At 41.7% G+C, this 25,271-nt stretch carries 26 protein-coding genes; 19 read left to right on the forward strand and 7 right to left on the reverse strand.

Annotation, left to right across the window (positions count from 1 at the left end; all coding sequences use genetic code 11):
- Positions 1–53: 53 nt before the first annotated feature.
- The 3 genes from upp (at position 54) to HLH16_RS05150 (ending at position 1,947) form a co-directional block, all read left to right on the forward strand.
- Positions 54–689: a uracil phosphoribosyltransferase gene (upp, locus tag HLH16_RS05140; RefSeq protein WP_067726419.1), complete on the forward strand. Its 636-nt coding sequence runs from the start codon at positions 54–56 to the stop codon at positions 687–689.
- A gap of 88 nt (positions 690–777) precedes the next feature.
- Complete coding sequence (locus HLH16_RS05145) at positions 778–1,071, forward strand: cold shock domain-containing protein (RefSeq protein ID WP_171528514.1); 294 nt, start codon at positions 778–780, stop codon at positions 1,069–1,071.
- 138 nt (positions 1,072–1,209) lie between these two features.
- Positions 1,210–1,947, forward strand: a complete 738-nt coding sequence (locus HLH16_RS05150) for a cold shock domain-containing protein (RefSeq protein ID WP_171528515.1) — start codon at positions 1,210–1,212, stop codon at positions 1,945–1,947.
- A 37-nt stretch (positions 1,948–1,984) separates the two neighbouring features.
- On the opposite strand, the gene gigC is transcribed toward HLH16_RS05150, so the two are convergent.
- A complete protein-coding gene (gene gigC, locus HLH16_RS05155; RefSeq protein WP_131289365.1) occupies positions 1,985–2,869 on the reverse strand; it encodes a LysR family transcriptional regulator GigC in 885 nt (294 codons plus the stop codon).
- A gap of 85 nt (positions 2,870–2,954) precedes the next feature.
- On the opposite strand from gigC, the gene HLH16_RS05160 reads away from it, so the two are divergent.
- Positions 2,955–3,716 (forward strand): ferredoxin--NADP reductase, encoded by a 762-nt coding sequence (locus HLH16_RS05160; protein ID WP_171528516.1) that lies wholly within the window; start codon positions 2,955–2,957, stop codon positions 3,714–3,716.
- A 148-nt stretch (positions 3,717–3,864) separates the two neighbouring features.
- Positions 3,865–5,094: a transposase gene (locus HLH16_RS05165; RefSeq protein WP_131290254.1), complete on the forward strand. Its 1,230-nt coding sequence runs from the start codon at positions 3,865–3,867 to the stop codon at positions 5,092–5,094.
- Between the two features lie 148 nt (positions 5,095–5,242).
- Here HLH16_RS05165 and HLH16_RS05170 read toward each other — a convergent pair whose 3' ends face one another.
- Complete coding sequence (locus tag HLH16_RS05170; RefSeq protein WP_171528517.1) at positions 5,243–5,665, reverse strand: hypothetical protein; 423 nt, start codon at positions 5,663–5,665, stop codon at positions 5,243–5,245.
- A gap of 217 nt (positions 5,666–5,882) precedes the next feature.
- Here HLH16_RS05170 and eat point away from each other — a divergent pair, with 217 nt between their 5' ends.
- The 7 genes from eat (at position 5,883) to HLH16_RS05205 (ending at position 12,476) form a co-directional block, all read left to right on the forward strand.
- Entirely contained in the window at positions 5,883–7,325 is a 1,443-nt protein-coding gene (eat, locus tag HLH16_RS05175) for an ethanolamine permease (protein WP_171528518.1), read from the forward strand.
- 27 nt (positions 7,326–7,352) lie between these two features.
- Positions 7,353–8,738 carry an ethanolamine ammonia-lyase subunit EutB gene (locus HLH16_RS05180; protein WP_171528519.1) on the forward strand — a complete coding sequence of 462 codons (1,386 nt, stop codon included), beginning with the start codon at positions 7,353–7,355 and terminating at the stop codon, positions 8,736–8,738.
- Between the two features lie 15 nt (positions 8,739–8,753).
- Positions 8,754–9,572 carry an ethanolamine ammonia-lyase subunit EutC gene (eutC, locus tag HLH16_RS05185; RefSeq protein ID WP_171528520.1) on the forward strand — a complete coding sequence of 273 codons (819 nt, stop codon included), beginning with the start codon at positions 8,754–8,756 and terminating at the stop codon, positions 9,570–9,572.
- A gap of 122 nt (positions 9,573–9,694) precedes the next feature.
- Positions 9,695–9,973, forward strand: coding sequence for a hypothetical protein (locus tag HLH16_RS05190; protein ID WP_131292058.1), 279 nt, complete (start codon positions 9,695–9,697; stop codon positions 9,971–9,973).
- A gap of 256 nt (positions 9,974–10,229) precedes the next feature.
- The gene (locus tag HLH16_RS05195) at positions 10,230–11,930 is read left to right on the forward strand and encodes a mechanosensitive ion channel (protein ID WP_171528521.1); all 1,701 of its coding nucleotides are present in this window, start codon (positions 10,230–10,232) and stop codon (positions 11,928–11,930) included.
- Positions 11,931–12,003: 73 nt separating this feature from the next.
- Positions 12,004–12,189 carry a hypothetical protein gene (locus tag HLH16_RS05200; protein ID WP_171528522.1) on the forward strand — a complete coding sequence of 62 codons (186 nt, stop codon included), beginning with the start codon at positions 12,004–12,006 and terminating at the stop codon, positions 12,187–12,189.
- A gap of 128 nt (positions 12,190–12,317) precedes the next feature.
- Positions 12,318–12,476: a hypothetical protein gene (locus HLH16_RS05205; protein WP_171528506.1), complete on the forward strand. Its 159-nt coding sequence runs from the start codon at positions 12,318–12,320 to the stop codon at positions 12,474–12,476.
- Positions 12,477–12,486: 10 nt separating this feature from the next.
- Here the strand turns inward: HLH16_RS05205 and HLH16_RS05210 are convergent, their stop codons facing one another.
- Positions 12,487–13,686, reverse strand: coding sequence for a BaiN/RdsA family NAD(P)/FAD-dependent oxidoreductase (locus tag HLH16_RS05210; protein ID WP_171528523.1), 1,200 nt, complete (start codon positions 13,684–13,686; stop codon positions 12,487–12,489).
- Positions 13,687–13,753: 67 nt separating this feature from the next.
- Entirely contained in the window at positions 13,754–14,620 is an 867-nt protein-coding gene (locus HLH16_RS05215) for a 1-aminocyclopropane-1-carboxylate deaminase/D-cysteine desulfhydrase (protein ID WP_171528524.1), read from the reverse strand.
- A gap of 310 nt (positions 14,621–14,930) precedes the next feature.
- Between HLH16_RS05215 and HLH16_RS05220 the strand changes: the two genes are divergently transcribed.
- The 4 genes from HLH16_RS05220 to HLH16_RS05235 all read left to right on the forward strand — a co-directional run bounded on the left by HLH16_RS05220 (position 14,931) and on the right by HLH16_RS05235 (position 17,927).
- On the forward strand, positions 14,931–15,122 hold the full coding sequence (locus tag HLH16_RS05220) for an NF038215 family lipoprotein (RefSeq protein WP_171528525.1): 192 nt from the start codon (positions 14,931–14,933) through the stop codon (positions 15,120–15,122).
- Positions 15,123–15,490: 368 nt separating this feature from the next.
- Positions 15,491–16,114: a LysE family translocator gene (locus HLH16_RS05225; RefSeq protein WP_171528526.1), complete on the forward strand. Its 624-nt coding sequence runs from the start codon at positions 15,491–15,493 to the stop codon at positions 16,112–16,114.
- 390 nt (positions 16,115–16,504) lie between these two features.
- The gene (locus tag HLH16_RS05230) at positions 16,505–16,948 is read left to right on the forward strand and encodes an ABZJ_00895 family protein (RefSeq protein ID WP_171528527.1); all 444 of its coding nucleotides are present in this window, start codon (positions 16,505–16,507) and stop codon (positions 16,946–16,948) included.
- Between the two features lie 70 nt (positions 16,949–17,018).
- On the forward strand, positions 17,019–17,927 hold the full coding sequence (locus HLH16_RS05235) for a TIGR01777 family oxidoreductase (protein ID WP_171528528.1): 909 nt from the start codon (positions 17,019–17,021) through the stop codon (positions 17,925–17,927).
- On the opposite strand, the gene thiO is transcribed toward HLH16_RS05235, so the two are convergent.
- On the reverse strand, positions 17,913–19,034 hold the full coding sequence (gene thiO / locus HLH16_RS05240) for a glycine oxidase ThiO (protein ID WP_171528529.1): 1,122 nt from the start codon (positions 19,032–19,034) through the stop codon (positions 17,913–17,915). The two genes, HLH16_RS05235 and thiO, sit on opposite strands and share 15 nt — an antisense overlap.
- 18 nt (positions 19,035–19,052) lie before the next feature.
- Positions 19,053–20,066 carry a porphobilinogen synthase gene (gene hemB, locus HLH16_RS05245; protein ID WP_171528530.1) on the reverse strand — a complete coding sequence of 338 codons (1,014 nt, stop codon included), beginning with the start codon at positions 20,064–20,066 and terminating at the stop codon, positions 19,053–19,055.
- A 106-nt stretch (positions 20,067–20,172) separates the two neighbouring features.
- On the opposite strand from hemB, the gene HLH16_RS05250 reads away from it, so the two are divergent.
- From HLH16_RS05250 to HLH16_RS05260, 3 genes are all read left to right on the forward strand, one after another.
- Positions 20,173–20,670 carry a thioesterase family protein gene (locus tag HLH16_RS05250; protein ID WP_131292076.1) on the forward strand — a complete coding sequence of 166 codons (498 nt, stop codon included), beginning with the start codon at positions 20,173–20,175 and terminating at the stop codon, positions 20,668–20,670.
- A gap of 291 nt (positions 20,671–20,961) precedes the next feature.
- Complete coding sequence (locus tag HLH16_RS05255) at positions 20,962–22,113, forward strand: HlyD family secretion protein (RefSeq protein ID WP_171528531.1); 1,152 nt, start codon at positions 20,962–20,964, stop codon at positions 22,111–22,113.
- A 6-nt stretch (positions 22,114–22,119) separates the two neighbouring features.
- Complete coding sequence (locus HLH16_RS05260; RefSeq protein WP_171528532.1) at positions 22,120–23,652, forward strand: DHA2 family efflux MFS transporter permease subunit; 1,533 nt, start codon at positions 22,120–22,122, stop codon at positions 23,650–23,652.
- 72 nt (positions 23,653–23,724) lie between these two features.
- Here HLH16_RS05260 and glpK read toward each other — a convergent pair whose 3' ends face one another.
- A complete protein-coding gene (gene glpK / locus HLH16_RS05265; RefSeq protein WP_171528533.1) occupies positions 23,725–25,209 on the reverse strand; it encodes a glycerol kinase GlpK in 1,485 nt (494 codons plus the stop codon).
- Positions 25,210–25,271: the final 62 nt, after the last annotated feature.

Here is a 25,271-nt window from a genome sequence, read left to right on the forward strand (position 1 = left end):
TAAAAAACATTTATAATAGAAGGAATTTTATCTCATCTTTTAGGTGTTCTCCCGTGGCTATTCATGAAATCCGTCATCCGCTCATTCGACATAAACTTGGTTTGCTACGCCGTGCAGACATTAGTACAAAAAACTTCCGCGAATTAGCACAAGAAGTCACCATGCTTCTGACTTATGAAGCAACCAAAGATTTGCCAGTATGTGACCATGAAATTGATGGTTGGAACGGTAAAGTAACGGTAGATCGTATTGTCGGTAAAAAAATTACCGTTGTGCCAATTTTACGTGCCGGTATTGGTATGTTGGATGGTTTCTTAAATCTTATTCCAAGTGCTAAAGTATCGGTTCTGGGTTTAGAACGTGATGAAAAAACTTTAGAAGCGCGTACTTACTACAAAAAATTGGTACCGGACGTCCAAAACCGTCTTGCGATGATTATCGATCCAATGCTTGCTACTGGTTCATCACTGGTTGCGGCTATTGATGTATTAAAAGCAAGTGGCTGTAAAGACATTCGCGTGATGGTTTTGGTTGCTGCACCGGAAGGGATTAAACGTGTTGAAGCAGCTCATCCTGATGTAATTATTTTTACTGCATCCATTGATGATGGTTTGAATGAAAATGGTTATATCGTTCCGGGTCTTGGCGATGCTGGCGATAAAATCTTTGGTTCTGTACAAAAAGATTAATTCGTCTTTTTTAAAGATCGAAAAAAGAGGCTTAAAGCCTCTTTTTTTATATAATGTACACATGGCAGTTTTAGAATAGGGCAGTAGCATGAAAGATGAATTACAACAGGGCAAAATCAAACAGTACGACCCTGAAAAAGGCTTTGGTTTTATTGGTACAACTGAAGGGGATATATTCTTCCATATTTCAGATTTCCCTGCGGCAGAAGGCGAACCGAAACGTAATGAACGGGTGAAATTCGTAGCTGTTGAAAATGGAGAAAAGTTTAAAGCAGTTCGTATAGAACGCGTTGAAGATAAATCTGCAAAAGCAAAGAAATCAAAAGTGTCTACCCATAATAAGTCGATCACATCAGCCTTGTTATCAAACTTACGTAAATAAAATTTTCATTCCTATAGATGAAAAGAGCGATGTCATTCAACTGAAGAATGAATTAAATGTAATGCATAAAAAAAGCGCCATTGAGGCGCTTTTTTTATTACAATTACCTGCATAAGATTTAAATAATAAGAGTGACTTATGTTTGTTGAGGGAAAAATTAAAAGCTATATCGTAGAGCGTGGCTTTGGATTTATTAGCATGGATGGGGAGTCGAAAGACTTATTTTTTCATATCAAGGATTTTCCCAATAAAAGTGTAGAACCTAAAATAGGGGAAAAGTTAAAGTTTCGTATTGTCGAAGATAACGGTAAATTAAAAGCTGATCAGATTGTTCGTTTAGATTTAAAGCAGAACACAGCAGCTTTAGAAGCTCAGCCGCAACAAGGTTCTTATAGAAATCACGGTGCTTCGCCACGGTTTAATGAGCGTAGTCGCAAAGGGCGTATTTTCACGATTGTTGGGCTAATTATTATCGCTGTGCTGGCCGTGTTGGTTTATAACAAATATCAAGCTTATAGGCAGACCCAACAATTGAAAGCCCAACAGTTGATGCAAGAACAGGCACAAATTGTGGAACAGCAGCGAGAAGCTTTGGGGGATTTACCAGAAAATGTACTGTCTGAACAGGGACAGCGCAATCTAGAAGATCAAACCTATTTAACCAATAAACCACGTTCAGAAAAAGTCAGTGCCAGTATTGAAAAACAAAATGCTGTGCAACATCAGCAGTCTTCGCAATTTAAATGTGATGGGCGTACGCATTGTTCACAAATGCGCTCTTATGAAGAAGCAGTCTTCTTTTTAAGAAACTGTCCGGGAACTCAAATGGATGGTAACAATGATGGTGAACCTTGCGAGCGCCAATTCGGACGTTAAAAAAAGCGCCATTTGGCGCTTTTTTTATGACTTTAAATTATTCTTCGCAGAATTTCATAAAGGCTTTTAAACCTGGTCCTTGGTACTTTTGACGATGTACCAACATGAATAAAGGACGGGTGAGTTGCCAGAACGGAGTTTCTAAAATGACCAACTGACCTTTTTCAAGTAAAGGTTCAATGGCGAGTTTAGAAATACAGGACATCCCAATGCCGCCTGCCACAATTTTCAGAATTGCTTCATTATGACCCAAGGTTAAACGGATATTGGCATCGGGTAAATCTTTAAGAATTGCATTATCAAAGACTTCACGGGTACCTGAACCTTCTTCACGTAAAATCCATTCAACCCCTGCAGCCTCAAAGTCAGCTGGGGTTAATGCACGTTCAAGCTGTGCAAGCGGATGATTTGGTGAACAGCACACTGCCAGTTCGTCATCACGCCAATGAATACATTGCAACTGCGGTAGGTGACATGAACCTTCAATTAAAGCTAAATCCAACTGAAACTGGTTCACAGCTTCAATCATTTGGCGGGTATTGCCGACTTGAAGTTGTAAATGCGCTTGTGGCTGAATTTGAAGGAAATCTGCCATTAAATCGGGCATTAAGTAATCTGAAATCGTGAGCGTTGCACCTAAGCGTAAGTCGATACTTTGTAGCTCGCCTTTGGCTGCCTGCTCGAATGCATCACAACGACCTAAAATTTCTAATGCCTGTGGCAATAGATAACGTCCTAAGTCATTCAATTGTAGACGTTTACCCAAACGGTCAAACAGCGGGGCACCTAAGCCATCTTCCAAATCGGCTAAAGCCATACTTGCAGCACTTTGGGTGAGTTTTACGGCATCACTGGCTTTGGTTACTGTGCCTTCTTGGGCGACTGCTACAAAAACAGCCAACTGGCGTAAAGTCATGCGCATGAATAGAGCCTTAACATTTAAAAAATATTAATAAATTATGTGGTCATGCTACCATGAGCATAGTCTTTCATGCCACGTTGAAATCATGTCAATTGAAAAATTTAGCTTAGAAAAAGTCTTATCTGTACACCGTTGGACCAATACCTTATTCAGTTTTACCCTGACACGACCTGCACATTTTAAATTTACCGCAGGGCAGTTTGCACGTATTGGCCTAAAAGTGGGTGATGAACTGGTTGTTCGAGCTTATTCTGTGGTGTCATCACCTTTTGATGAAACCTTGGAATTCTTTTCAATTGTAGTTCCAGAGGGTGCCTTCACTTCGAATTTGCAACATTTGCAAGTCGGCGATGAACTGTACTTGGAAAAAATCCCCTATGGCTTCTTAACGCTTGCACGTTATCAGCTTCCATTACCGAATGACTTGTGGCTGCTCGCTACTGGCACAGGCTTGGCGCCGTTTATTTCCATGCTGCAAGATTTCGATACATGGTCTAAATATCAAAAGATTAATCTGGTTTATAGTGTGCGAACCGAGGTTGAACTGGCTTATGTAGAGCGTATTCAGGAAATTGCTGAAACCTTTGGCGAAGGGCATAGTGGCTTTAAATTCATCCCGATTATTACCCGTGATCCAAACGCTACATTGCATGACCGTTTACCGGTACTGATTGAAAATGGTGAACTGGAAAAAGCGGCAGGTTTGCAATTTAATGTTGAAACCAGCCATGTCATGCTCTGCGGTAATCCGCAAATGGTCGAAGACACCAAGGAAGCATTAAAGGCACGTGGTTTGATCATGAACCGCCGTGGTGAAGGGAATATTGCAGTTGAGAATTATTGGTAAAATCCTTTAAGTTCCTCCTCCTTTAGGGCATAGGTATCTACACAATTCTCATGTTTTGCGTTAAATTGAGGAGCATGCTCTTCAATTTAACATCTCTGGCTTAGATCTGCGTCTTATTAAACGCTACAATAGCCTTGTAAAGCTCAATATGAATCCTCTAGCTTCACTTGCTCCTGCAATTAAAGATATTGCCTCTGCCCAAAAAACGAGTTTCGCAACCACACAGGCAGTTTGGCGATTCTTAAATAATGATAAAGTCTCTTTTAAACAATTAAATGAACCTATTCAGCAACATGCTTGTGAAGACATCAGTGCATCACAGCATCGCTATGCTTTAGTCATTCATGATTGGTCTCAATTACAATATGTGACACATCGTAATAAGACTCAAAGATTGAAAAGAACACATCAATACGACTTGGGCTATGAGCTACAAACGAGTTTGCTTGTCGATGCAGCTTCAGGTCTTCCTATTGCTCCATTGGCTCAAACACTCTCAGATGCCTCAGGTTGCTATTCAACATTTAATGACCAATATACTGAGCGTAAAACTCATTTAGACTTCCTTGTTGAACAAATTCAAATGATTGAGCAGTTGCCTATTAAGAAAACCTGCGTACATATCATTGATCGTGAAGGTGATTCTATCGCTCACTTGAGGGAATTAAACAGCCATGGTTTTCAATGGCTGATTCGAGCAAAGGAAGGTCATCGGATTGAACATCAGGGCGAAATATGTAAAGTTTCAGAAGTTGCTGAATGTATAGAAACACAGCAAGTGAAACCCATTTCATATAAGGGGAAGCAACATACGCTTCATGTCGGAGAAACCAATATTCGGATGACTCGTGCAGCTAAACCGAAAAGGAAAGATCATACAGGTCAAATGGTTACATCTCAGCAAGGTGATGCCATTGAAGCAAGGCTCATTATTTCAGTAGTTAAAGACTGTGAGGGAAAGACACTGGCAAGATGGTCACTGATTAGCAATGTACCTCCTGAAATCAGTACCATAGAACTAACGACTTGGTATTACTGGCGTTGGTCAATTGAATGTTATTTCAAGCTGCTCAAGCAAGCAGGTCATGACATTGAATCATGGCTTCAAACTACCCCCGAAGCGATTTTAAGACGATTGCTGATTAGTTGCATGGCGTGTGTAGTAACTTGGAGAATACAGCGCTGTACAGATGAACAAAATCAGAAAATCCGTATATTTCTGGCCCGTCTTTCAGGCAGGCAGCAGAAAAGGGGCAAGTTGGAAAGTGCACCTGCAATATTGGCAGGACTTTCGATTTTACTGAACACTCTTCAACTACTTTCGGAATATTCAATAGATGAACTGAATGAGATTGCTGCGATTGCATTAGGTACCTAAAGATGTGTAGATACCTATGCCTTTAGGGTGAGGGGTATTTAATTTAAATAATTATATTTACCTCTCTCCAAACCCCTCCTAAGAGAAGACCAAGCATAAAAAATCCCTCATTAAAAAGGGATATATAAATCAAATCTAATAATTATTATTAATGTACAAACATATCAATATATTCACGAATTTCTTGAATCGCGGTTTCAACATCCGCAGTCAACCATGTGGGTTCAAACAGACCTGAATAATGTTCAAGACGGTCTTGTGGAACCACCAAGCGGATTGGGCATTCTTCTTCCAATAAACGCCAAGGAATGATCGGCACTTCATTGTCTAAAAAGGGTGCGATATTACGAATATCAATCACCATCGCATTGATACATTCAGGGAAAGGCATCACTGAAAACTCTTCGGTACGACGACGAAAATATTCTAAGTCACCCCATTTAAGCATGTAACTGGGTTTATTAAATTCAATAATTCCAATGAGATGTTCATCACGAGTGTAATGCAAGCAACATTGATGAGTGACATCAGTGTCCAGATCAAGCGTTACAGATTGCTGTCGATACGCCATAAAGTTAAGCAGCATGAAAAACAAGGTGCATAATTATAGCTCATTTTAGCTGTTTCAGCACCTAAAGCCAGATTCATCTTCATTCAAGATTAAAGATAAAAATTCCCCTTCATTTATTTTCATACTCCAGTCGCTTCATGCATTTTTTTACCAAATTTTAAAATTGGTATGGCTTATGCATAACTCTCTTATTGATTAGATAAAATAAGAGGTGTGTATGTCAGATGTTAAAGATGTCATCGAGAATACCCCGATAGCGGGAAATACAGCAGAAGAATACTTTGCCCAAAGACAATTAAAAAAAGGTGCAGTCGGCTGGTTGTTATTGGTCGGTCTGGGTGTAGCGTATGTGATTTCGGGTGACTTTGCCGGCTGGAACTTCGGTCTGGCTCAAGGTGGCTGGGGCGGAATGTTTATTGCCACCATCATTGTGTCATTCATGTACCTGTGCATGTGTTTAGCTATGTCGGAAATGTCGACCATGTTACCCACAGCGGGTGGTGGTTACAGTTTTGCGCGGACTGCATTTGGTTCTTTAGGCGGCTATCTCACAGGAACTGCCATTCTCATGGAATATGCCATTGCTCCTGCCGCGATTGCCTGTTTCATTGGCGCTTATTGCGAGTCTTTATTTGGGATTGGTGGCTGGGTTATTTATCTGGTTTGTTATTTGCTATTTATGGGAATGCATTTAAAAGGTGCAGGTGAAGCCTTAAAAATCATCTTTATGATTACAGCCGTTGCTGCTGTTGCCTTATTGGTGTTTATTTTCGCTATGGCGCCATATTTCAATAGTGACAATTTATTCAACATTGCAGTAAATACTGAGGCAACAGGATCTAGCTCATTATTACCTTTGGGATATTTAGGGATTTGGGCGGCAGTACCGTATGCAATCTGGTTTTTTCTGGCGGTGGAAGGTGTACCTTTAGCGGCTGAAGAAGCCAAAGAGCCGCATAAATCATTACCGCGTGGTTTAATTGGTTCTATGGTTATCCTAGCCATTTTTGCATTAAGCATTTTGGTTTTAGGGACTGGTGCAGCGGGTGCGGATACTTTAAAAAATTCAGGTGCACCGCTGGTTGATGCTTTAAAAGCGGTCTATGGTGAAAATACCTGGCTTGCAGGCTTTGTAAACTTTGTGGGTTTGGCAGGTTTAATTGCCAGTTTCTTCTCGATTATTTATGCCTACTCTCGTCAAGTTTTCGCGCTGTCACGTGCCGGCTATTTACCGAAAAAACTCTCTTTAACAAATAACAACCATGCTCCGCATTGGGCGATTATTATTCCGGGTATTATTGGTTTTATGCTGTCTTTAACAGGAGAAGGCGATCTGCTTATTTTGATGGCTGTTTTTGGTGCAACCATTTCTTATGTGCTGATGATGATGGCATACATCAAACTGAAAATTTCAAAACCCGATATGCCACGTCCTTATCAAGCGCCGGGCGGCATCATCACAGCATCTATTGCTTTGGTTCTGGCAGCTATCGCGGTCGTGGCAGGCTTTGTGGTTGACCCTAAAGTCTGGCTGATGGCGGCAGCAATTTATGCAGCATTTATTGTTTATTTCTTGTTATATAGCAGAAATCAATTGGTTGCCGGAACGCCAGAAGAAGAGTTTGCCAATATTCAGGCTGCGGAACAGGAACTGAAATAATAATTATACAATCAGGAGCAATGCATCATGCTGTATCAAATCAATGTTGCCCATCATCATTATGTTTTTGCAGATTTAAAAACATTGATGGCAAAAGCCACGCCTGAACGCTCAGGTGATCATCTGGCTGGAATTGCAGCACAAGATGCAACGGAACGGGTTGCAGCACAGATGTGTCTGGCGGATGTTCCACTCAAGCAATTTCTGCAAGAAACTTTAATTGATTATGATCAGGATGAAGTGACCCGTTTAATTATTGATGAACATGATGCACTGGCTTTTTATCCCATTTCACATTTTAGCGTAGGAGACTTTCGCAACTGGTTACTCAGTGAAGATGCCAACACTGAAAAATTACAACATTTACAAGCGGGGCTGACGCCTGAAATGGTGGCTGCAGTGAGCAAGATTATGCGTAATCAGGACTTGATTCTGGTCGCAAAGAAATGCCAGGTGATCACCAAATTTCGGAACACCATTGGCTTGGAAGGACGGCTTTCGACCCGATTACAACCGAATCATCCCACCGATGATTTACTCGGGATTTCCGCCAGTATTTTAGATGGCTTGATGTATGGCAATGGTGACGCCGTGATAGGTATTAATCCGGCTACCGATAATCTGCAAAATCTTTCAGAACTCTTGAAACTGCTGGATCATATTATTCATGAATATGAGATACCGACCCAGTCCTGTGTTTTGACTCATGTCAGTTCTGGCATAGAGCTGGTCAATAAAAATATTCCAGTCGATTTAATGTTTCAGTCAATAGCCGGTTCACAAGCCGCCAATAGTGCTTTCGGGATTGATTTAGCCATGTTGCAGGAGGGCCATGAAGCCGCTTTAAGTTTAAAAAGGGGTACGGTCGGTCAGAACGTGATGTATTTTGAAACCGGACAGGGCAGTGCATTATCCAGTAATGCCCATCATGGGGTGGATCAACAAACCATGGAAGCCAGAGCCTATGCAGTGGCCCGAAAGTATCAGCCTTTTCTGGTCAATACCGTAGTGGGCTTTATTGGCCCTGAATATTTATATAACGGAAAACAGATTATTCGGGCAGGGCTGGAAGATCACTTCTGTGGCAAATTACTGGGTCTGCCGATGGGCTGTGATATTTGCTATACCAACCATGCCGATGCCGATCAGGACGATATGGATGTGTTACTCACATTGTTGGCCAATGCCGGAATTAATTTCATTATGGGCATTCCGGGTTCGGATGATGTGATGCTGAATTATCAAACCACCTCTTTTCATGATGCTTTATATATTCGCCAATTATTAGGTTTGCAGCCTGCACCCGAGTTTACAACTTGGCTCGAGCAACAGGGAATTTTGAAACTGCAGGCATCACAACTGCAATGGCCAAGCCAGCTGCCGGAAAAGTTTTCCCGTTTAATCATGTCATGAGTCGAGGATTTGATGATGACAGTTCAATACGATATTCAATTTCAACCAGAGCTGAAGCAAAATGCATGGGAACAACTGAAACAGTTTACCGATGCCCGTATTGCATTAGGTCGAGTCGGTGGCAGTTTACCGACTAAACCTTCCTTGGAATTCCAGCTTTCACACGCGCAGGCCAAAGATGCCGTTTTAAAAGTACTCGATGTTCAAGCTTTAGAAGAGCAATTGGCAAAACTGAACACCGATATTTTGCATATTTCCAGTTGCGCAGAAGATAAAGATACTTACCTAAAACGCCCGGATTTAGGTCGAGTACTGTCAGATTCATCTAGAACATTATTACAGCAATATCAACTGCAACATCAAACTGAATATGACGTGGTGATTGTGGCGGGTGATGGTTTATCCGCACGTGCCATTGAAGATAATGCAGCGCATTTCATTGCAGAATTACACCAGTCCTGTATCAATGAGGCTTGGTCTGTTGCGCCTTTGGTGATTGCAACCGGAAGTCGCGTAGCTTTGGGTGATGAAGTTGCCCAGATTCTAAATGCCAAAATGCTGGTGATGCTGATAGGTGAACGTCCAGGTTTGAGTTCACCCGACAGTATGGGAATTTACTACACCTGGAATGCCTATAGAGGTTGCCATGATGCGATGCGTAATTGCATTTCCAATGTACGTCCTGCCGGGTTGTCTGAACAAATTGCCATTCAGCGTTTAATGGCACTGATGAGAAAGTCACGACAGTTGCAACTCTCTGGTGTCAAACTGAAAGATGAACATGAAATGGTTGTAGAATTAGCCATCCAAGCCAATCCAAAACGGATTTTTTAAGCTTAAGCCGTTTAAAGGAAATTTACATGTATTCACCATGTCACTATGCTTTTACACATAACCGAATAAGAAGTATTGCTAATATAAAAATACGGACATGACAAAAAAGAGGGGATAGGAATATGACACATGATTTCAATAAACCACCTCATGTAATTACCCCAGAAGAAAGATCGCAAAAGAAACGTTTGCCTGTTTATATTCTAATTCTTGTGGGTGTTTTCTTTATTGCGTTACTGGCTTATATGTTTGCGGATAAGGAACCAACCCCTAAAGATGCCCCTCCTGGACATCCTAATCCTTCAGCCCAACCCGCGACACCGAATAATACGACAACTGGTACATCGGGTGATGAAGCAGTTGCTACCGATAAAGATACGGCCACTGCAAAAGACTATTAACTGAAAACTTAAATTATCTTTTTATTAAAGCTCTAGTCTGAAAAGACTAGGGCTTTTGTGCAATCTAGTGTGCGCTTTTGTTGTATTTGTGATGGTTTGTATTGAATAAAAAATAAGCAAATTCTAATGTGTTTTTAACCTCGTGATTTTTGGTTCGGCTCACGCTCAATAGGCTTGGTCAAGATAACTTAGTCAAGATAATAAAGCGATTCATCGCCGTAAGACTTCAATAAGTAATAACAAGAGGAAATACAACATGAATGAATATTTTTCTGGAGGCCCTAGAGGAGGAGAATTTGATGCCATGTATTACTGGAATCAATTCCATCCCATTCTAGCCGCTGTTGCTATTTTATTGATTGGTTGGATTCTTGCTCTTATTATTGCAGCAGGAGTTAAAAAAGTTTTAGAAAAAATAGGAACAAATCAAAGACTTTCAAGTGCAACCGGACATCGCTCAAATATTGAAAGTATTGTATCGCGTGTCGTGTTTTGGATCGTGATGATCATTGCGGTCATAGGCGCATTAAATGTGCTTAATCTTACCGGTGTGAGTGGACCATTTAGTAATATGGTTCAGCAATTCCTGTTGTTTATTCCACAACTTTTAGCTGCAGTTGCAGTTGGTTTTATTGGCTGGATTGTGGCCAATCTAGTCAAAGTAGGCATGCAAAAACTGCTTGACCGTACCAAGCTAGATGAAAAACTGAGTGCCGATGTCGGTGTCAGTCCAATCAGCAAAAATATTAGCGAAATTGTTTATTGGCTAATTTTATTGTTATTCCTACCGATTGTATTGTCTATTTTAGGTCTCAACGGTCTGTTATTCCCTATACAAAATATGGTGAATGAAGTCGTTTCATTCTTACCCAATATTTTTATTGCTGCTGTTATTGTTTTTGTTGGTTATATCTTGGCAAAAATTGTACGCGGTATTGTAGAAGGTTTGGTTAGCAGTTTGAATTTGCAACATGAGGCGCAAAAAATTGGTTTCTTAAAAAATTCTAATTTGCCAAAAATGCTAGGTTCATTTGTCTTCGCCATCATTATTATTACTTCCCTCATCATTGCATTTGAAGCCTTAGGTATTCAGGCCATTTCACAACCCGCGACTGCGATGTTGTACGAGATTATGAATGCCATCCCGCATATTATTGCGGCTGGTCTAATTCTAATTCTGGCTTATGTGGTTTCACGTTTCGTGGCCAATTTGGTGGTTGATGTATTGGCTGGAACAGGTGTTGATGAATTACCTGCCAAAATGGATGCACAACGCTTTTTAGGCACCACTAAAGTGTCTTGCATTGTGGGTTACATGATTGTTTTCTTTACCATGCTTTTTGCAGTATCGGAAGCGGCAAACCGACTTGGTTTTGAACAGGTGAGTGTGCTTATTTCGATGTTTATCCAGTTCGGTGCCAATATTTTACTGGGTGCTGTTATCTTGATGATCGGCTTCTGGCTAGCAAACCTGGTCGCGAAAGTCATTGGACGTGGTGAATATAACAGTTCACGATGGTTAGCAAACTTGGTTCGTATCCTGATTATGGGCTTAGTGATTGCTATGGGCTTACGTGCAATGGGTATTGCCGATTCTATCGTGAATCTTGCCTTTGGTTTAACGCTGGGTGCAGTGGCAGTGGCATTTGCTTTGGCCTTTGGTTTAGGCGGTCGTCAGCCTGCTGAGCGTGTATTGACTGACTTGATTAATCAAGCCAAAGAGAAAGCAAAATATCCTAATCCAGATTATCAACCGGATGTCCCTAAAACATCTTCAAGCGCACCACCTCCATCGACAATCGTAGAGAGTTCAACATCAACCAATGAGGTGCGTCTTACTCCATCTGATAATGGTCTACAGGTCAATCCCGAAAATAAGCCATTAAATAATCCGTATGGTTCAACAGGCGAACCTGTACAAGATGTTGATATTCATCCTAAAGATGACCCTAAATAACCTATCAGTTTTGTAGCAGACCGATCACATCAATGTGGTCGGTCTTTTATTTAATATTCAAAAGGAGATCATGATGTCAAAAAAAGAACCGAATAAATTTATTGCACCGATTGTGATTGCAGGAATTACTGCAGGTTTCTTTATTAGTGCCTATAAATTTGTATTTGCTAGAGCGAAGCAAGCACATAAACAAGTAAAGCATGATTATTCAGTAGATAAGTCACAAGAAAACCAAAATGAAAAAATAGCTAAAAAATGATCGTTTTTCTTGGCTTTTTATGCTATTTATAAATCAACTATTTCATAGAATATAAGCATTTAGATTAATGTGAGTGAAATATTGAGAATCATACCTGGATGTATGAATGGTAATAATAAAAGGAGATCATGATGTTATTAAATAAAATTTTTAAGTCACTTGCGACTATGTTGAACGTTGCTGAAGCTTCATCTGAAGCACAAGCAATTGCGAAAATGGAGATCACAATTGCTCGTTTACAGCAGGCTAAACCTGTTCGTTTATTACATACTGATTATTTAGAATAATTGGTATTTTTTAAACATATTGCGATGCGGCATGTGCAGAAGCCCATGCCCATTGAAAATTAAAACCGCCTAAATGACCGGATACATCAAGAACTTCCCCAACAAAATATAAACCTTTCTGCTTTTTACTTTCCATGGTTTTGGATGAAACTTCTGTGGTATCCACACCGCCTAAAGTCACTTCTGCAGTACGATAACCTTCAGTTCCGGATGGTTTAACTTCAAAAGCATGCAAGCGCTGAGCAATCTGTTCAAGCTTTTCATCACTCAAATTACCAATTGGCATATCTGCCGATTCAGCCCAGATTAAATTTTGTAATTCCAGTACTACACTTTTAGGCAGATGCTCATTTAACAAAGTCCGCAGCAAAACTTTCGGTTGACTGCTTTTTTTCGATTTAAAGAAATCAACCAGGTCGATATAAGGCAGGAAGTTAATATTAAAGCGCTGACCGACATCCCAATAATTAGAAAGTTGCAGTGAGCTTGGCCCACTTAAACCGCGATGGGTAAACAGCAGGGCTTCGGTAAAACTGTTTAAATCATTGGAGAGTGTCGCATCTACTGCATTTCCGCTTAAACGGGTAGTAACTTCTTTGAATTGGTCGGAAAAAGTAAAAGGTACTAAACCTGCACGGGTGGGATGGACATGATGCCCAAACTGTTTGGCAATCTCATAACCAATCCCAGACCCTCCTAGGGTTGGCACCGATAAACCACCGGTTGCCACCACTACAGATTCAGCTTGAAAATAACCCATAGACGTTGCTACTTGAAAACCCTGACCCTCAGCAGGAGTCACAGTTTTTACTTCACAGCTGGTTTTAATATCGACCAAGCCGGTTTTATCGCATTCAGCCAATAACATGGCTAAAATTTCTTTGGCACCGTTTAAGGTAAAGAGTTGTCCGTGTTTGCGCTCTTCATATTCAATACCGTGTTCGCACACCAAGCCAATAAAGTCCCAGTTGGTATAACGAGTCAGCGCTGAAATCACGAAGTGTGGATTATGTGAAATGTAATTTTCAGGTTCGACATATAGATTGGTGAAGTTACATTTACCGCCACCAGACATCAGAATTTTTTTACCGACTTTGTTGGCTTTTTCAACCACCAAGACTTTACGACCACGTTGTGCCGCCATATATGCCAACATCAGACCTGATGCACCTGCACCTAAAACAATGACATCGTACTGATTTGTAGACATGGGACAACTCACGGGAGATAAAAGCAGGGCATTATAGACAATTTTACTGCTAATTTCAGGCTTGATCTTAGCCAGTGTGCCGACCTTGCAAGCCGCCAGTGTGAATCACCAAGATACGCGAGCCACGTGGAAAATAATTTTGTTCAATTAAATCAAATAAACCGACCATCATTTTGGCGGTATAAACTTGTTCTAAAGGAATATTGTGCTCGGTTTCAAAAGACTGCATGGATTGTAAAAGCTCAGGCGTGGTTTTGGCATAACCTCCACAGCAATAGGTATCGATAATTTTCCAGTTTTGCTTTGTTGTCCATTGTTTTACATCATGCTGCAGAAAATCACCTTTTAAGGCTGAAAAACCGAGAATAGTTTGATGCTCTGCACTCGCTTCAATGATTCCTGAAATAGTTCCACCTGTACCCACAGCACAGCAGATTACATCATAATTTTGTAAGTCTTCGGTATTTAGAATTTCTTTGCAGCCTTGAATGGCAAGCGGATTGGTTCCACCTTCAGGAATAATAAAATATTCAGGAAATTGTTGGTTCAATGTTGCAAGATATTCATGCTGATCTTTTAAACGATACTGTTCACGCGAAACAAAATGCAGTTGCATGCTAAACTGTTGCGCCGTGGCTAAAGTCGAGTTTAATGCTTTGGCGGCCAGTTCTTCACCACGAATGATCCCCACGCTTTTGAAGCCAAATAAATGTGCTGCATATGCTGTTGCAGCAATATGATTGGAATAAGCCCCGCCAAAGGTCAGGACTTTATTTAAACCTCGTTCTTGTGCCTCAAGAAAGTTGTATTTCAGTTTAAAAAATTTATTGCCGGAAATTTGCGGATGGATTTGATCTAATCGCTTAACCGTGACTGAAACAGCAGCAAGATTAAGTTTTTGGTAGGCCACTGACTGTGCAATCTGATCAAACATTTCATCACGATCCCTGAATATTCAATCGTATTGTACGCAAAATATTTTTATCTACAGTCATATTATTTGCTTGAGAGTGTGTATCTACAAAAGTAGCTACAGACATGTGACTGTAATGGCATTCAATTTTTATAACTCAGTTAATTGAAATAAATTTTTAACGGACAGTTCTGTATATTGTAGATTTACGATCGATACTTATTTGTAAAATATCTTAAATAGTTGAATTAAAAACATAAAAAAATGATTAAAAAATACACATTGGTGCTAAGCTAGAAAATATAACAATGATGAAAAAAGAGGATATGTGATGAAAAAACTATCCGTAGGTTTATCGGTTTGCTTACTGTTGTTGCTGACAGCATGTGATGCAAAAGATGACTATAACAAGCCGAAAACTGAAGTTAGAACGATGATTATTGGTGGTATGCCCGTGAATGATCATGATTATCGTCTTACGCAGCTCAGTGCAAGTGAAAATACTCAGAGACTTGAAAAGTAAGGATTGCCAGTACGCAATATTATAAAATTCTTTTTAAGAGGGACGGGATATGGTCGGTTTGATTTTCAGTTTTACGATTCATCTTTAGTTTTTTGCTTGTACCTTTGTTTACCTGTAGCTTGTTATGGATTTAGTCGTGCTAAAAGTCGATTTTGTGGACGATTTTCAGCAGGAGTGCTTGTCCCTGGTTCATCTGCTTTAAAATAAATGATCGTCTTATTTCGCCTATGAAATGCTTTTATGGGGGATTAAAGAAAATCTTAGTGAATTATTCGGTGAAATTGCGAAAAACCTGAGAAAAATAGCGAGATATTCAAATTTTAAAATTGTAAAATTATCACGAAATTAATTCATACAAGGCTTTTCACGTGGAATCATTTTGGATTTTGGGCTCAATCGCCTTTGCTCTTATGTTAGGCGCAATGAGTCCTGGACCGACATCGATTTATGTCGCCAAAAATTCAATCGCTATTTCACGTAAACATGGTCTGTTTACCGCTTTAGGTACAGGTACTGGAGCGGCTATTTTTGGTTTATTGGCGGTGCTGGGTCTACAGGCATTTTTGTTGGCAGTGCCATCAGCGTATCTGATTTTAAAAATCTGTGGCGGTTTATATTTGCTGTGGTTGGCTGCCAAAATTATTAAACATGCCAAAGACCCCATTGAAGCCAATAATAATACAAGCTCTCAAATGTCATTGCGCCGGGCTTTTAGTACCGGACTCATTACTCAACTTTCAAATCCAAAAATTGCGATTGTGCTGGCCAGTATTTTTACAGCACTATTACCTAAAGAAATTCCAGCTTATTATTATTTTGTATTACCCATTCTATGTTTCTTTATTGATGCAGGTTGGTGTTCATTGGTCGCAGTTGCCTTATCAGCAGAAAAACCACGCCGTGTATATTTAAAATTTAAAGCTATTTTTGACCGTATTGCTGGTGGCGTGATGACTTTATTAGGCTTAAAGTTAATCTTTGGAATGAAATAGTTTTAGCTAATAGATGAATAATTAGAATTATTTTGATAGTTAACTGAAGCATCACACTATTCATCTAAATTAGTACATGCAATGTAGATCTAAGAAAAATAGACTCTAGAAAATAAAAGACCGACGATTCGAGTGATGATGAAATCGTCGGTCAAAAAAATCTGTTGCAAGATTTAGCTTGGGCTGCTGTTCCGTACTAAAACTTGAAACCAAGTTTATTGCTTTAGGAAAAGTTCACCGAAAATATTGTGGATGCCGGTACAAATTAACGGGTTTATGAACTTCTTACCCTATATAACGCAGCAGTTTACAGATTGGTTGACAATAAAATGAAAAAAACCTCATTTTTTTCTATACTGGTAGTCTAAAAGTTGTTTATGCAGGTATACGGTGTCACTAAGTCGATATTTTTTATGGTTTTTCTTTTTCTGTTTTATTTTTACCTGTATCTGCGGAATATTGGCAGCTTTACTGCCTACAGGCATGGGCGGTATTCTCACCATTGTTCCTTATCTAACTGCAATGATTTTAGTACTTTATAAATTTTTAAAACAACAACAACGTGCACCAAGCGAGCAAGAACGAAAAAAAATAACTTTAGGCTTCAGTCTGATTTTTTGGGGTTATAACCTTGCATTTTTGTTGCTTGGGATTTTAATTTTTGCCAAAGGCGATCCCGAGGTTTGGCAGAATTTTCTGCTGTATCTGAAAAATCCGCAATTTATGAGCATCGTATTGATTATGTTTTTACTCATTGCCATTCCGCTTTATATTTTGACCTATTGGTTTTATGGCAAACAGGCACAACGCATGGCGAAAAAAATGTTTGGTTAAAAAAATGCCATACGCTTGAATTAAAAATCATCCTGTTTTATAGATAAGAATACTCAAGTGAGGTGGTCGAATGCTAAAAGAAAACGTACTGGTAACAGGTGCAAGTGGTTTTATTGGTTCGCATCTACTGCCTTATTTATTATCGCGTGATTATGCAGTGATTGGGCTGACTCGCCAGAAGAATAAGATATCCAATCATCCAGATCTCACCTGGGTTCAGAGTCTTGATGAACTTAAAACTGATCGAATTGATTATGTGATTAATCTTGCCGGTGAAAATATTGGTCAGGCGCGCTGGACAGCAACACGAAAGCAGCAACTGATTGAGAGTCGGGTTAATACCACTCATCAGCTGTACCGCTATTTAGAAAAAAGACAGATTTTTCCGAAACGTATTATCTCGGGTTCTGCCGTTGGTTATTACGGCATTGATCCGACCGAACAATGGTCAGAAGTTTGTACCGAACAGTCTGCGCCACAATCTATTTTTATGTCGGAACTGTGTCAGCTATGGGAACAGGCGGCATTAAGTTTTCAGCAACAGAATACTAAAATCGTGCGCTTCGGTATTGTATTTGCCAAGAATGGAGGCATTCTGCCACGCATGCTGTTACCCATTAAACTGAATATGGTGGGGCGAATTGGACATGGGCGGCAACCCGTGGTTTGGGTGCATATTCAGGATGTGCTGCGTGCGATTGAATTTCTGATGTTAAATGAAACCAGCACACGAATTTTTAATGTGGTTTGTCCAGAAAAAATAACCCAAGGGCAATTTGCTCAAATAGCTGCACAGCAACTGCATCGTAAACCTTTATTCTGTTTGCCGGCTTTTGTTTTGAAGGGAATGTTGGGTGAGCAAGCGCAACTGGTTTTGAACGGTCAATATGTACAACCGAAAGCATTGCAAGAGCTAGGATTTGAGTTTAAATATCCTACGTTAAAACTGGCTTTGGCTGATATTTTAGCGGGCGGTTAAAACGTCAGATTTTAATCTCTGAGTGCTAAAAGCGGTAGGATCTACACATGTGGGTTGCTCAAGCATCAGCTGTCGTAATAAGCGTGCCGAGGCAGGGCCCATACATAAGCCATTACGGAAATGTCCGAAGTTGGCCCAAAGATTCTCAAGCTCTGGCATTTTCCCGATATAGGGCACACCGGTAGGTGAACCCGGTCTGAGGCCTGCCCATTGTTTCACAATCGGAAACTGTTCAAGTTCCGGTACCATCTCCAGACATGCTTTGTAAATATGCTGTTGGGTTTGCATATTGGGACGATGTTCAAAACCCAGCTCATCCATACTGGAACCACAGACCACATGCCCGTCCTGACGTGGAATCAGGTACATCACCTTATTCATGCAGATGGTTGGTAACCACTGTTCAGGCGTTTTAAACAGCAGCATTTGTCCCTGAATGGGTTTGACTGGAATGGTTATATTCAATTGTTGTGACCAGTGCGCGGACCATGCACCCGTCGCAATGACGATCTGGTCGGCCTGAATCTGTTGGCCGGATTGGGTCTGAATAGCGGTCACACGCTGCTGTTGAATATGAAAATGATCCACCCAGGTATTTTCATAGAACTGTACGCTTGGATGCTGTTTTAAATAGCTGATGATGGATTTGAGCAGGCGTGGATTACGTACATTAGACAATTGTGAGAAATACAGCGCTTGGCTAAATTGCGCGGAAATATGCGGATTGATCTGCTGCAGTTGCGGCTGTTGTAGCAGTTGGCATTGCTGCATCGGTTCATCAAACTGTTGGGCGTAGCGCTGTCCGATGTCAAAATCGCTTTCATCCAAAATGAGCATGCCGGTATCATGGATTTCAAAATCAATGCACGTGACAGGTTTTAATTTTTCATTCCATTCAAAATACAGCGATTTACCATATTGCGCCAGTTGATTCACCGCGCGTGGATAGCGCCATGGATACATGGGGGAAAGGATGCCACCACCCGCCCAGGAGGCAGCTTTTCCCGCTTGCTGCTGATCGAAAATAATCACGGAACATCCCTGTTCCACAAGTTCTAAAGCAGACAATAGACCGCTAATGCCTGCTCCAATGATGGCAACTTTCATCGCTTGCGCCACTAATCCTTATTTCATGTCTTTGAGTTTAAGCGCAGCTTCTTCAGCGAAGTAAGTCCAGATGCCATCGGCACCGGCACGGCGACAGCTCATCAGCGATTCAATAATCACATCGTCTGATAACCAGCCATTTTGAATGGCACCGGCCAGCATTGCGTATTCACCGCTGACTTGATAAACGAAAGTTGGTACGCTAAAAGTATCTTTCACTTCACGCACGATATCGAGATAGGGCATACCCGGTTTCACGATCACCATATCTGCACCTTCTTGAATATCTAGTGCAATTTCATGCAATGCTTCAGCACGGTTACCAATATCCATCTGGTAATTGTATTTGTTGCCACCTTTCAGGTTGCTGGATGAACCCACGGCATCACGGAAAGGACCGTAGAAGCTGGAGGCATATTTAGCCGAGTAGGCCATGATATTGGTATAGATATGACCATTGGTCTCAAGCGCATTACGAATCGCGCCAATACGGCCATCCATCATGTCACTGGGTGCAACCACATCTGCACCGGCTTCGGCATGACTTAAAGCCTGTTTAATCAGGCATTCAACGGTTTCATCATTCAGCACATAACCCGTGTCATCAATAATGCCGTCCTGACCGTGCGTGGTATAAGGATCCAGTGCGCCGTCAGTGATCAGCACCATTTCTGGTAATTCTTTTTTTAACAGGCGAATGGTGTTTTGAACCAGACCATCTTCATCCCAAGCGGCTTCAGCAGTTAGGCTTTTATCTTCTTGTGGTGTTACAGGGAATAAAGCGAGTTTAGAAACCCCCAATTCAAGCAAGCGTTCTGATTTTTTTAACAGCAGATCAGCAGAAAGTCGCTGAACATTGGGCATGCTTGGAATATTTTGGGTCTGGTTTTGCCCCGGAAGTACGAATACTGGGTAAATGAGATGATCTGTCGTTAACTGGGTTTCACGTACCATAGAACGCAATTTATCATTTTTTCGAATTCGGCGCATGCGAGTCGCAGGAAATGCAGGACGATTGAACGTATAAGTCATAACAATCTCAATGATCAGTATTAAACTATGGCTATTGTAGCCCCAGAATAAAATTTTGGGGCAAAAGTTAAGAGCTATTTCTCAAATTAAGGTATTCGAGCAGATTATGAGTAATTCAGATAAACATTGGACAGGAAATATTCATTTGGGCTCGAAAGTGGATATCGATGTTGTCCTGAAGCAGTTGTGTCATGCATTCAATAGTTCTCCTTACTTCAAACACAATGAGATGGTCATGCGTGTCGTTGATGGACAAATTGAAGCCTATATTGAAATGCAGCCTTTTATGATTGGCAATGTTGCCTTTCAAATTCTACATGGCGGTGTAGCTGCGACGATTTTGGACAGTATCGGCGGTATTGTTGCGATGGGCGAGTTATATAAAAAGGCTGAACCTGATCAATTGCCCGACACCATTAAAAAAGTCACTCGCTTGGCAACGGTAGATATGCGGGTTGATTATTTGGCCCCAGGTCGTGGCAAATGTTTTATTGCCCGCGCTGAAACCTTACGTTTAGGGCGTAAGGGCTGCACCATGCGGATGACCTTGGTCAATGATGAAGATAAGCCGATTGCCACTGCCATTGCATCTTATGCTTATTAAGTTTGCTTTAAGGGCATTGGACTAACAAGAGGCAGAATGGACCTGTTGATTCGGCATTGAATAAAAATTCAGTGCCGCATTGGTTTTAAAGACTGATGAGTTACATTTTTATTATCGCATCATGATTTTTTGTCATTAAAATGCGCAGCAATATTAAATAAAAAATGACTTTTTCATCGACACCATTTCATGACATTGATGTGTCTTGCATAGCTGTTCGTTTTAGATTACTCACTCAGAACGACAAATATGATGTGTGGTGACCAAGTCTGTTGGATTTAGGAATAATCGATGACAGATGCGCAAAACACCCTGCCAGAACCACAGCCAGACCCAGAAATTTCGGATGCTGCCTTAAAAAGCAAACGCAAGAAAGCTTTAACTGTTGTAGCCTTGATTTTCATCATTGCAGCTATTCTATATGCTATCTGGGCATTGTTTTTAAATCATTCAGTCACGACCGATAATGCCTATGTCGGTGCAGAAACCGCCTCCATTACTTCAATGGTAAATGGGCAAGTTGCACAGGTTATGGTGAGTGATACTCAAGCGGTAAAACAGGGTGATATTTTGGTTCGGGTGGACAATCGTGATGCAGAAATTGCGGTTGCACAGGCGCAAGCAGAATTGCTGAAAGCAAAACGTCAATACAAACAGACGCAAGCCAACAGCAGTGCCTTAAATTCACAAGTCTATGTCAGCGATGATGGCATTCACAGCGCAGAAGCTCAGGTCGCTAAAGCCCAAGCTGAACTGAATAAAGCGCAGGATGATTTGGCACGTCGTACCCAATTGAGTGCATCGGGTGCAATCTCTAAAGAAGAACTCAGCACTGCACAGAGTGCGGTGAATAATGCTCAGGCCGGTTTGGATTTGGCGAAAGCCGGTTTGGCTCAGGCACAATCCAGTCAAAAAGCAGCGCAAAGTACCTTGGCAGCCAATGAAGCCTTGATTCGCGGTAGTAATGAAACATCGACGCCTGATGTTCAGATTGCGCAGGCACATTTAAAACAGGCTTTGCTTGATCTGGAACGAACCGAAATTAAGGCGCCGTTTGATGGCGTGATTACCCGCCGTAATATTCAGGTGGGGCAGCGTGTTGCCGCAGGGACAGTGTTAATGATGCTGGTACCGATTAATAAACTGTATGTCGATGCCAACTTTAAAGAAAGCCAGCTGGCAAAGGTACAAGCCGGACAGAAAGCTACACTCACGTCTGATTTATATGGCGATGATGTTGAGTTTCACGGCACAGTGGTGGGCTTTTCAGGGGGGACAGGTTCAGCCTTTGCCTTAATTCCTGCGCAAAATGCGACGGGTAACTGGATTAAAGTGGTTCAGCGTTTACCGGTACGTATTGCACTTGATCCGAAAGAACTGGCTGAACATCCATTACGTGTGGGTTTATCGATGGAAGCGAAAATCAACCTCGCTTCGAAGTAGTCGCTTATGAACAATAACTACGTATCATTTGGCGATCTGAAAGGGGGGCGCCTGATCCTTGCTGCCTTTGTGTTGGCTTTGGCCAACTTTATGGTGGTTTTGGACATGACCATTGCCAATGTTTCAGTGCCGCATATCACCGGCAGTTTGGCGGTTTCAAGTTCCCAAGGGACTTGGGTCATTACCTCTTATGCGGTTGCAGAAGCGATTTGTGTTCCACTGACCGGATGGTTAGCCGGACGTTTTGGTACGGTACGGCTGTTTGTCATTAGTCTGATTGGCTTTACGGTTTTTTCCATTCTCTGTGGTTTATCTACCAGTTTGGAAATGTTGGTGATGTGCCGAATCGGACAGGGCTTGTTTGGTGGTCCGATTATGCCACTCAGTCAAACTTTGCTGATGCGTATTTTCCCTCCGGAAAAGCAGTCTCAGGCCATGGGGATGTGGGCGATGACCACGGTAGTGGGGCCAATTCTTGGACCGATTTTGGGTGGTTCGATCAGTGACAATCTGTCTTGGCACTGGATTTTCTTTATCAATATTCCAGTCGGAATTTTCTGTGCGATTGCTGCACTGCGCTTGTTGAAACCTGCGGAAACCTTAATTTCAAAAATTAGAATTGACACCATTGGACTGTTTTTGCTGATTTTATGGATTGGCGCACTACAATTAATTCTCGATCTTGGCCATGAAAATGACTGGTTTAACAGCACCTTTATTTGTGCTTTAGCAGTGATTACCGTAGTGGGATTAATTCTGTTTATTATTTGGGAACTTACCGAACGGCATCCGGTGGTCAATATTCAGATCTTCCGTTATCGCGGCTTTACCTTCTCGGTGTTATCTTTAGCCTTCGCTTTTGGTGCATTTTTCTCCAGTATCGTGCTGATTCCGCAGTGGGTGCAAATCAACTTGGGTTATACTGCCACTTGGGCCGGTTATTTAACGGCGACTATGGGCTTGGGTAGCTTGCTCATGTCACCAATTGTGGCAAAAATGGCAACCAAATATGATCAGCGGATTTTAGCCAGTTTCGGTTTGAGCCTTTTGGCGATAGTGACCTTAATGCGGGCTTTCTGGACCACCGATGCTGACTTTATGGCCTTGGCCTGGCCACAAATTTTACAGGGCTTTGCAGTACCGTTTTTCTTTATTCCGTTGTCGAATATGGCATTGGCTTCGGTACAACCGCATGAAATGGCATCTGCCGCGGGATTGATGAATTTCTTGCGGACCATGGCCGGAGCAATCGGCGCTTCAATTGCGGTAACGATTTGGGATGATCATAGCAAAGTGTCACGTAGCGAGATGGTTTCCAATTTACATCTGGCTGAAGTGCAAAATACCCTGATGCAAAGTGGCATGAGTTCAGAAGGGGCGCTGGGTTATATATCCAGTCTGGTGGATAAGGAAGCCTTAACTTTATCTGCCAATCATGTGTTTTTAATTTTAACCCTGGTTTTTGTTTTTGCTGCACTGATTGTTTGGCTCGCGCCAAGGCCCAAATTGGGTGTGAATGGCGGTGGTCACGCACATTAAGGCTGATTCTCTAAAACATAAAAAACCGCTGAATTCAGCGGTTTTTTATCATCACGACTATATTTCACAATGTTAGAGATCTGACTTGGCACGTTTCAGCGCAGTTTGCCACTGGCTTAAACGACTTTGGCGCTGATCTGCATTCATGTTCGGTTCAAAGGCGCGCTCTAATTTCCAGGACGCTGAAATATCGTTCATGCTGGAAAATACGCCGGCTTTTAAACCCGCCATCGCTGCCGCGCCCCATGCGGTCGATTCCAGCATCTTTGGACGTAGCACCGGAACATTAAGAATATCCGCCTGGAATTGCATCAGCATATCATTTTGGCTGGCGCCACCATCTACGCGTAATTCTTTCAAGGGATGATGAATGTCTGCCTGCATCGCCGTGAGTACATCAGACACTTGAAAAGCAATCGACTCTAAGGCTGCACGGGCAATATGGGCTTTATTGGTTCCGCGCGACATCCCGCACAGTAGCGCGCGAGCATCACTGTCCCAATGCGGAGCGCCCAGTCCGGTAAAAGCCGGCACCAGAACGACACCATCGGTATCACTGACTTGGCAAGCCAGTTTTTCCACTTCGCTACTCTTTTGGATAATCCCTAAACCATCGCGTAACCATTGCACAATCGCACCTGCCATAAATACGCTGCCTTCCAGTGCATAGGTGGTTTGCTCCTGGCATTGCCATGCGAGTGTACTGAGCAATTTATTTTGACTGAATTGCACCTGATGGCCAGTATTAAACAGCATAAAGCAGCCGGTGCCATAAGTGTTTTTCGCAGTACCGACTTCAAAGCAGGATTGACCAAACAAGGCAGATTGCTGATCGCCCAAAATACCAGTAATCGGGATATTGGCACCGAGCAGACCAGGTGCAGTATCGGCAATGTAGCTATCAGATGAAATGATTTTAGGTAAAATGGAATGAGGAGTATTAAACAGCTCAAGCAGTTCTTCATCCCAAGTTTGAGTTTGCAGGTTCATCAGCATGGTGCGAGAAGCATTGCTGGCTTCAATCACATGTTCTGCACCTTGGGTCAGATTCCACATCAGCCAGCTATCGACCGTACCAAAAGCCACATGTCCTTGTTCGGCAAGTTCGCGTAAACCAGTTACATTTTCCAGTAACCAAACTAATTTTCCGGCACTGAAATACGGGTCTATGCGTAAACCGGTTTTATGATGAATTTTATCCTGCAAATTTTGTTGTGTGAGCTGGTTACACCATTCGGTTGCACGGCGATCTTGCCAGATAATAGCAGGGGCGAGTGGCTTACTATTTCTTTTATCCCAAACGACCGTGGTTTCTCGTTGGTTCGTCAGCCCAATGGTTTTAATGTCTTTGGCTAGAATGTGAGCAGAAGCCAGTGCTTGTTGCACCACAGCAATTTGCGTTGTCCAGATTTCTTGGGCATCTTGCTCCACCCAACCCGAATGTGGTGTCTTGATATGGATCTCACGTTGAGCAGTTGCCTGCACCTCTCCATGTTCGTTAAAAATAATCGCACGACTGGATGTCGTCCCCTGATCAAGGGCAAGTAAATAGCTCATAAATTTTTCTTTTAATCGACTTGAAAAGTAAAATATTAGCGCAATAATGTAATTAAGCGCAT

It is taken from the genome of Acinetobacter sp. ANC 5378 (assembly GCF_013004315.1).
Taxonomy (GTDB): domain Bacteria; phylum Pseudomonadota; class Gammaproteobacteria; order Pseudomonadales; family Moraxellaceae; genus Acinetobacter.

Coding starts and splice junctions, on each gene's coding strand:
- HLH16_RS05215 (WP_171528524.1), bottom strand. CDS start 14,620: ATGTTTGATCAGATTGCACAGTCAGTGGCCTACCAAAAACTTAATCTT.
- HLH16_RS05195 (WP_171528521.1), top strand. CDS start 10,230: ATGAATGAATATTTTTCTGGAGGCCCTAGAGGAGGAGAATTTGATGCC.
- eutC (WP_171528520.1), top strand. CDS start 8,754: ATGACAGTTCAATACGATATTCAATTTCAACCAGAGCTGAAGCAAAAT.
- HLH16_RS05170 (WP_171528517.1), bottom strand. CDS start 5,665: ATGGCGTATCGACAGCAATCTGTAACGCTTGATCTGGACACTGATGTC.
- HLH16_RS05250 (WP_131292076.1), top strand. CDS start 20,173: ATGAGTAATTCAGATAAACATTGGACAGGAAATATTCATTTGGGCTCG.
- gigC (WP_131289365.1), bottom strand. CDS start 2,869: ATGCGCATGACTTTACGCCAGTTGGCTGTTTTTGTAGCAGTCGCCCAA.
- HLH16_RS05235 (WP_171528528.1), top strand. CDS start 17,019: ATGCTAAAAGAAAACGTACTGGTAACAGGTGCAAGTGGTTTTATTGGT.
- HLH16_RS05145 (WP_171528514.1), top strand. CDS start 778: ATGAAAGATGAATTACAACAGGGCAAAATCAAACAGTACGACCCTGAA.
- thiO (WP_171528529.1), bottom strand. CDS start 19,034: ATGAAAGTTGCCATCATTGGAGCAGGCATTAGCGGTCTATTGTCTGCT.
- HLH16_RS05200 (WP_171528522.1), top strand. CDS start 12,004: ATGTCAAAAAAAGAACCGAATAAATTTATTGCACCGATTGTGATTGCA.
- HLH16_RS05180 (WP_171528519.1), top strand. CDS start 7,353: ATGCTGTATCAAATCAATGTTGCCCATCATCATTATGTTTTTGCAGAT.
- HLH16_RS05160 (WP_171528516.1), top strand. CDS start 2,955: ATGTCAATTGAAAAATTTAGCTTAGAAAAAGTCTTATCTGTACACCGT.
- HLH16_RS05220 (WP_171528525.1), top strand. CDS start 14,931: ATGAAAAAACTATCCGTAGGTTTATCGGTTTGCTTACTGTTGTTGCTG.
- HLH16_RS05255 (WP_171528531.1), top strand. CDS start 20,962: ATGACAGATGCGCAAAACACCCTGCCAGAACCACAGCCAGACCCAGAA.
- HLH16_RS05260 (WP_171528532.1), top strand. CDS start 22,120: ATGAACAATAACTACGTATCATTTGGCGATCTGAAAGGGGGGCGCCTG.
- HLH16_RS05150 (WP_171528515.1), top strand. CDS start 1,210: ATGTTTGTTGAGGGAAAAATTAAAAGCTATATCGTAGAGCGTGGCTTT.
- glpK (WP_171528533.1), bottom strand. CDS start 25,209: ATGAGCTATTTACTTGCCCTTGATCAGGGGACGACATCCAGTCGTGCG.
- HLH16_RS05210 (WP_171528523.1), bottom strand. CDS start 13,686: ATGTCTACAAATCAGTACGATGTCATTGTTTTAGGTGCAGGTGCATCA.
- HLH16_RS05190 (WP_131292058.1), top strand. CDS start 9,695: ATGACACATGATTTCAATAAACCACCTCATGTAATTACCCCAGAAGAA.
- hemB (WP_171528530.1), bottom strand. CDS start 20,066: ATGACTTATACGTTCAATCGTCCTGCATTTCCTGCGACTCGCATGCGC.
- HLH16_RS05165 (WP_131290254.1), top strand. CDS start 3,865: ATGAATCCTCTAGCTTCACTTGCTCCTGCAATTAAAGATATTGCCTCT.
- eat (WP_171528518.1), top strand. CDS start 5,883: ATGTCAGATGTTAAAGATGTCATCGAGAATACCCCGATAGCGGGAAAT.
- HLH16_RS05205 (WP_171528506.1), top strand. CDS start 12,318: ATGATGTTATTAAATAAAATTTTTAAGTCACTTGCGACTATGTTGAAC.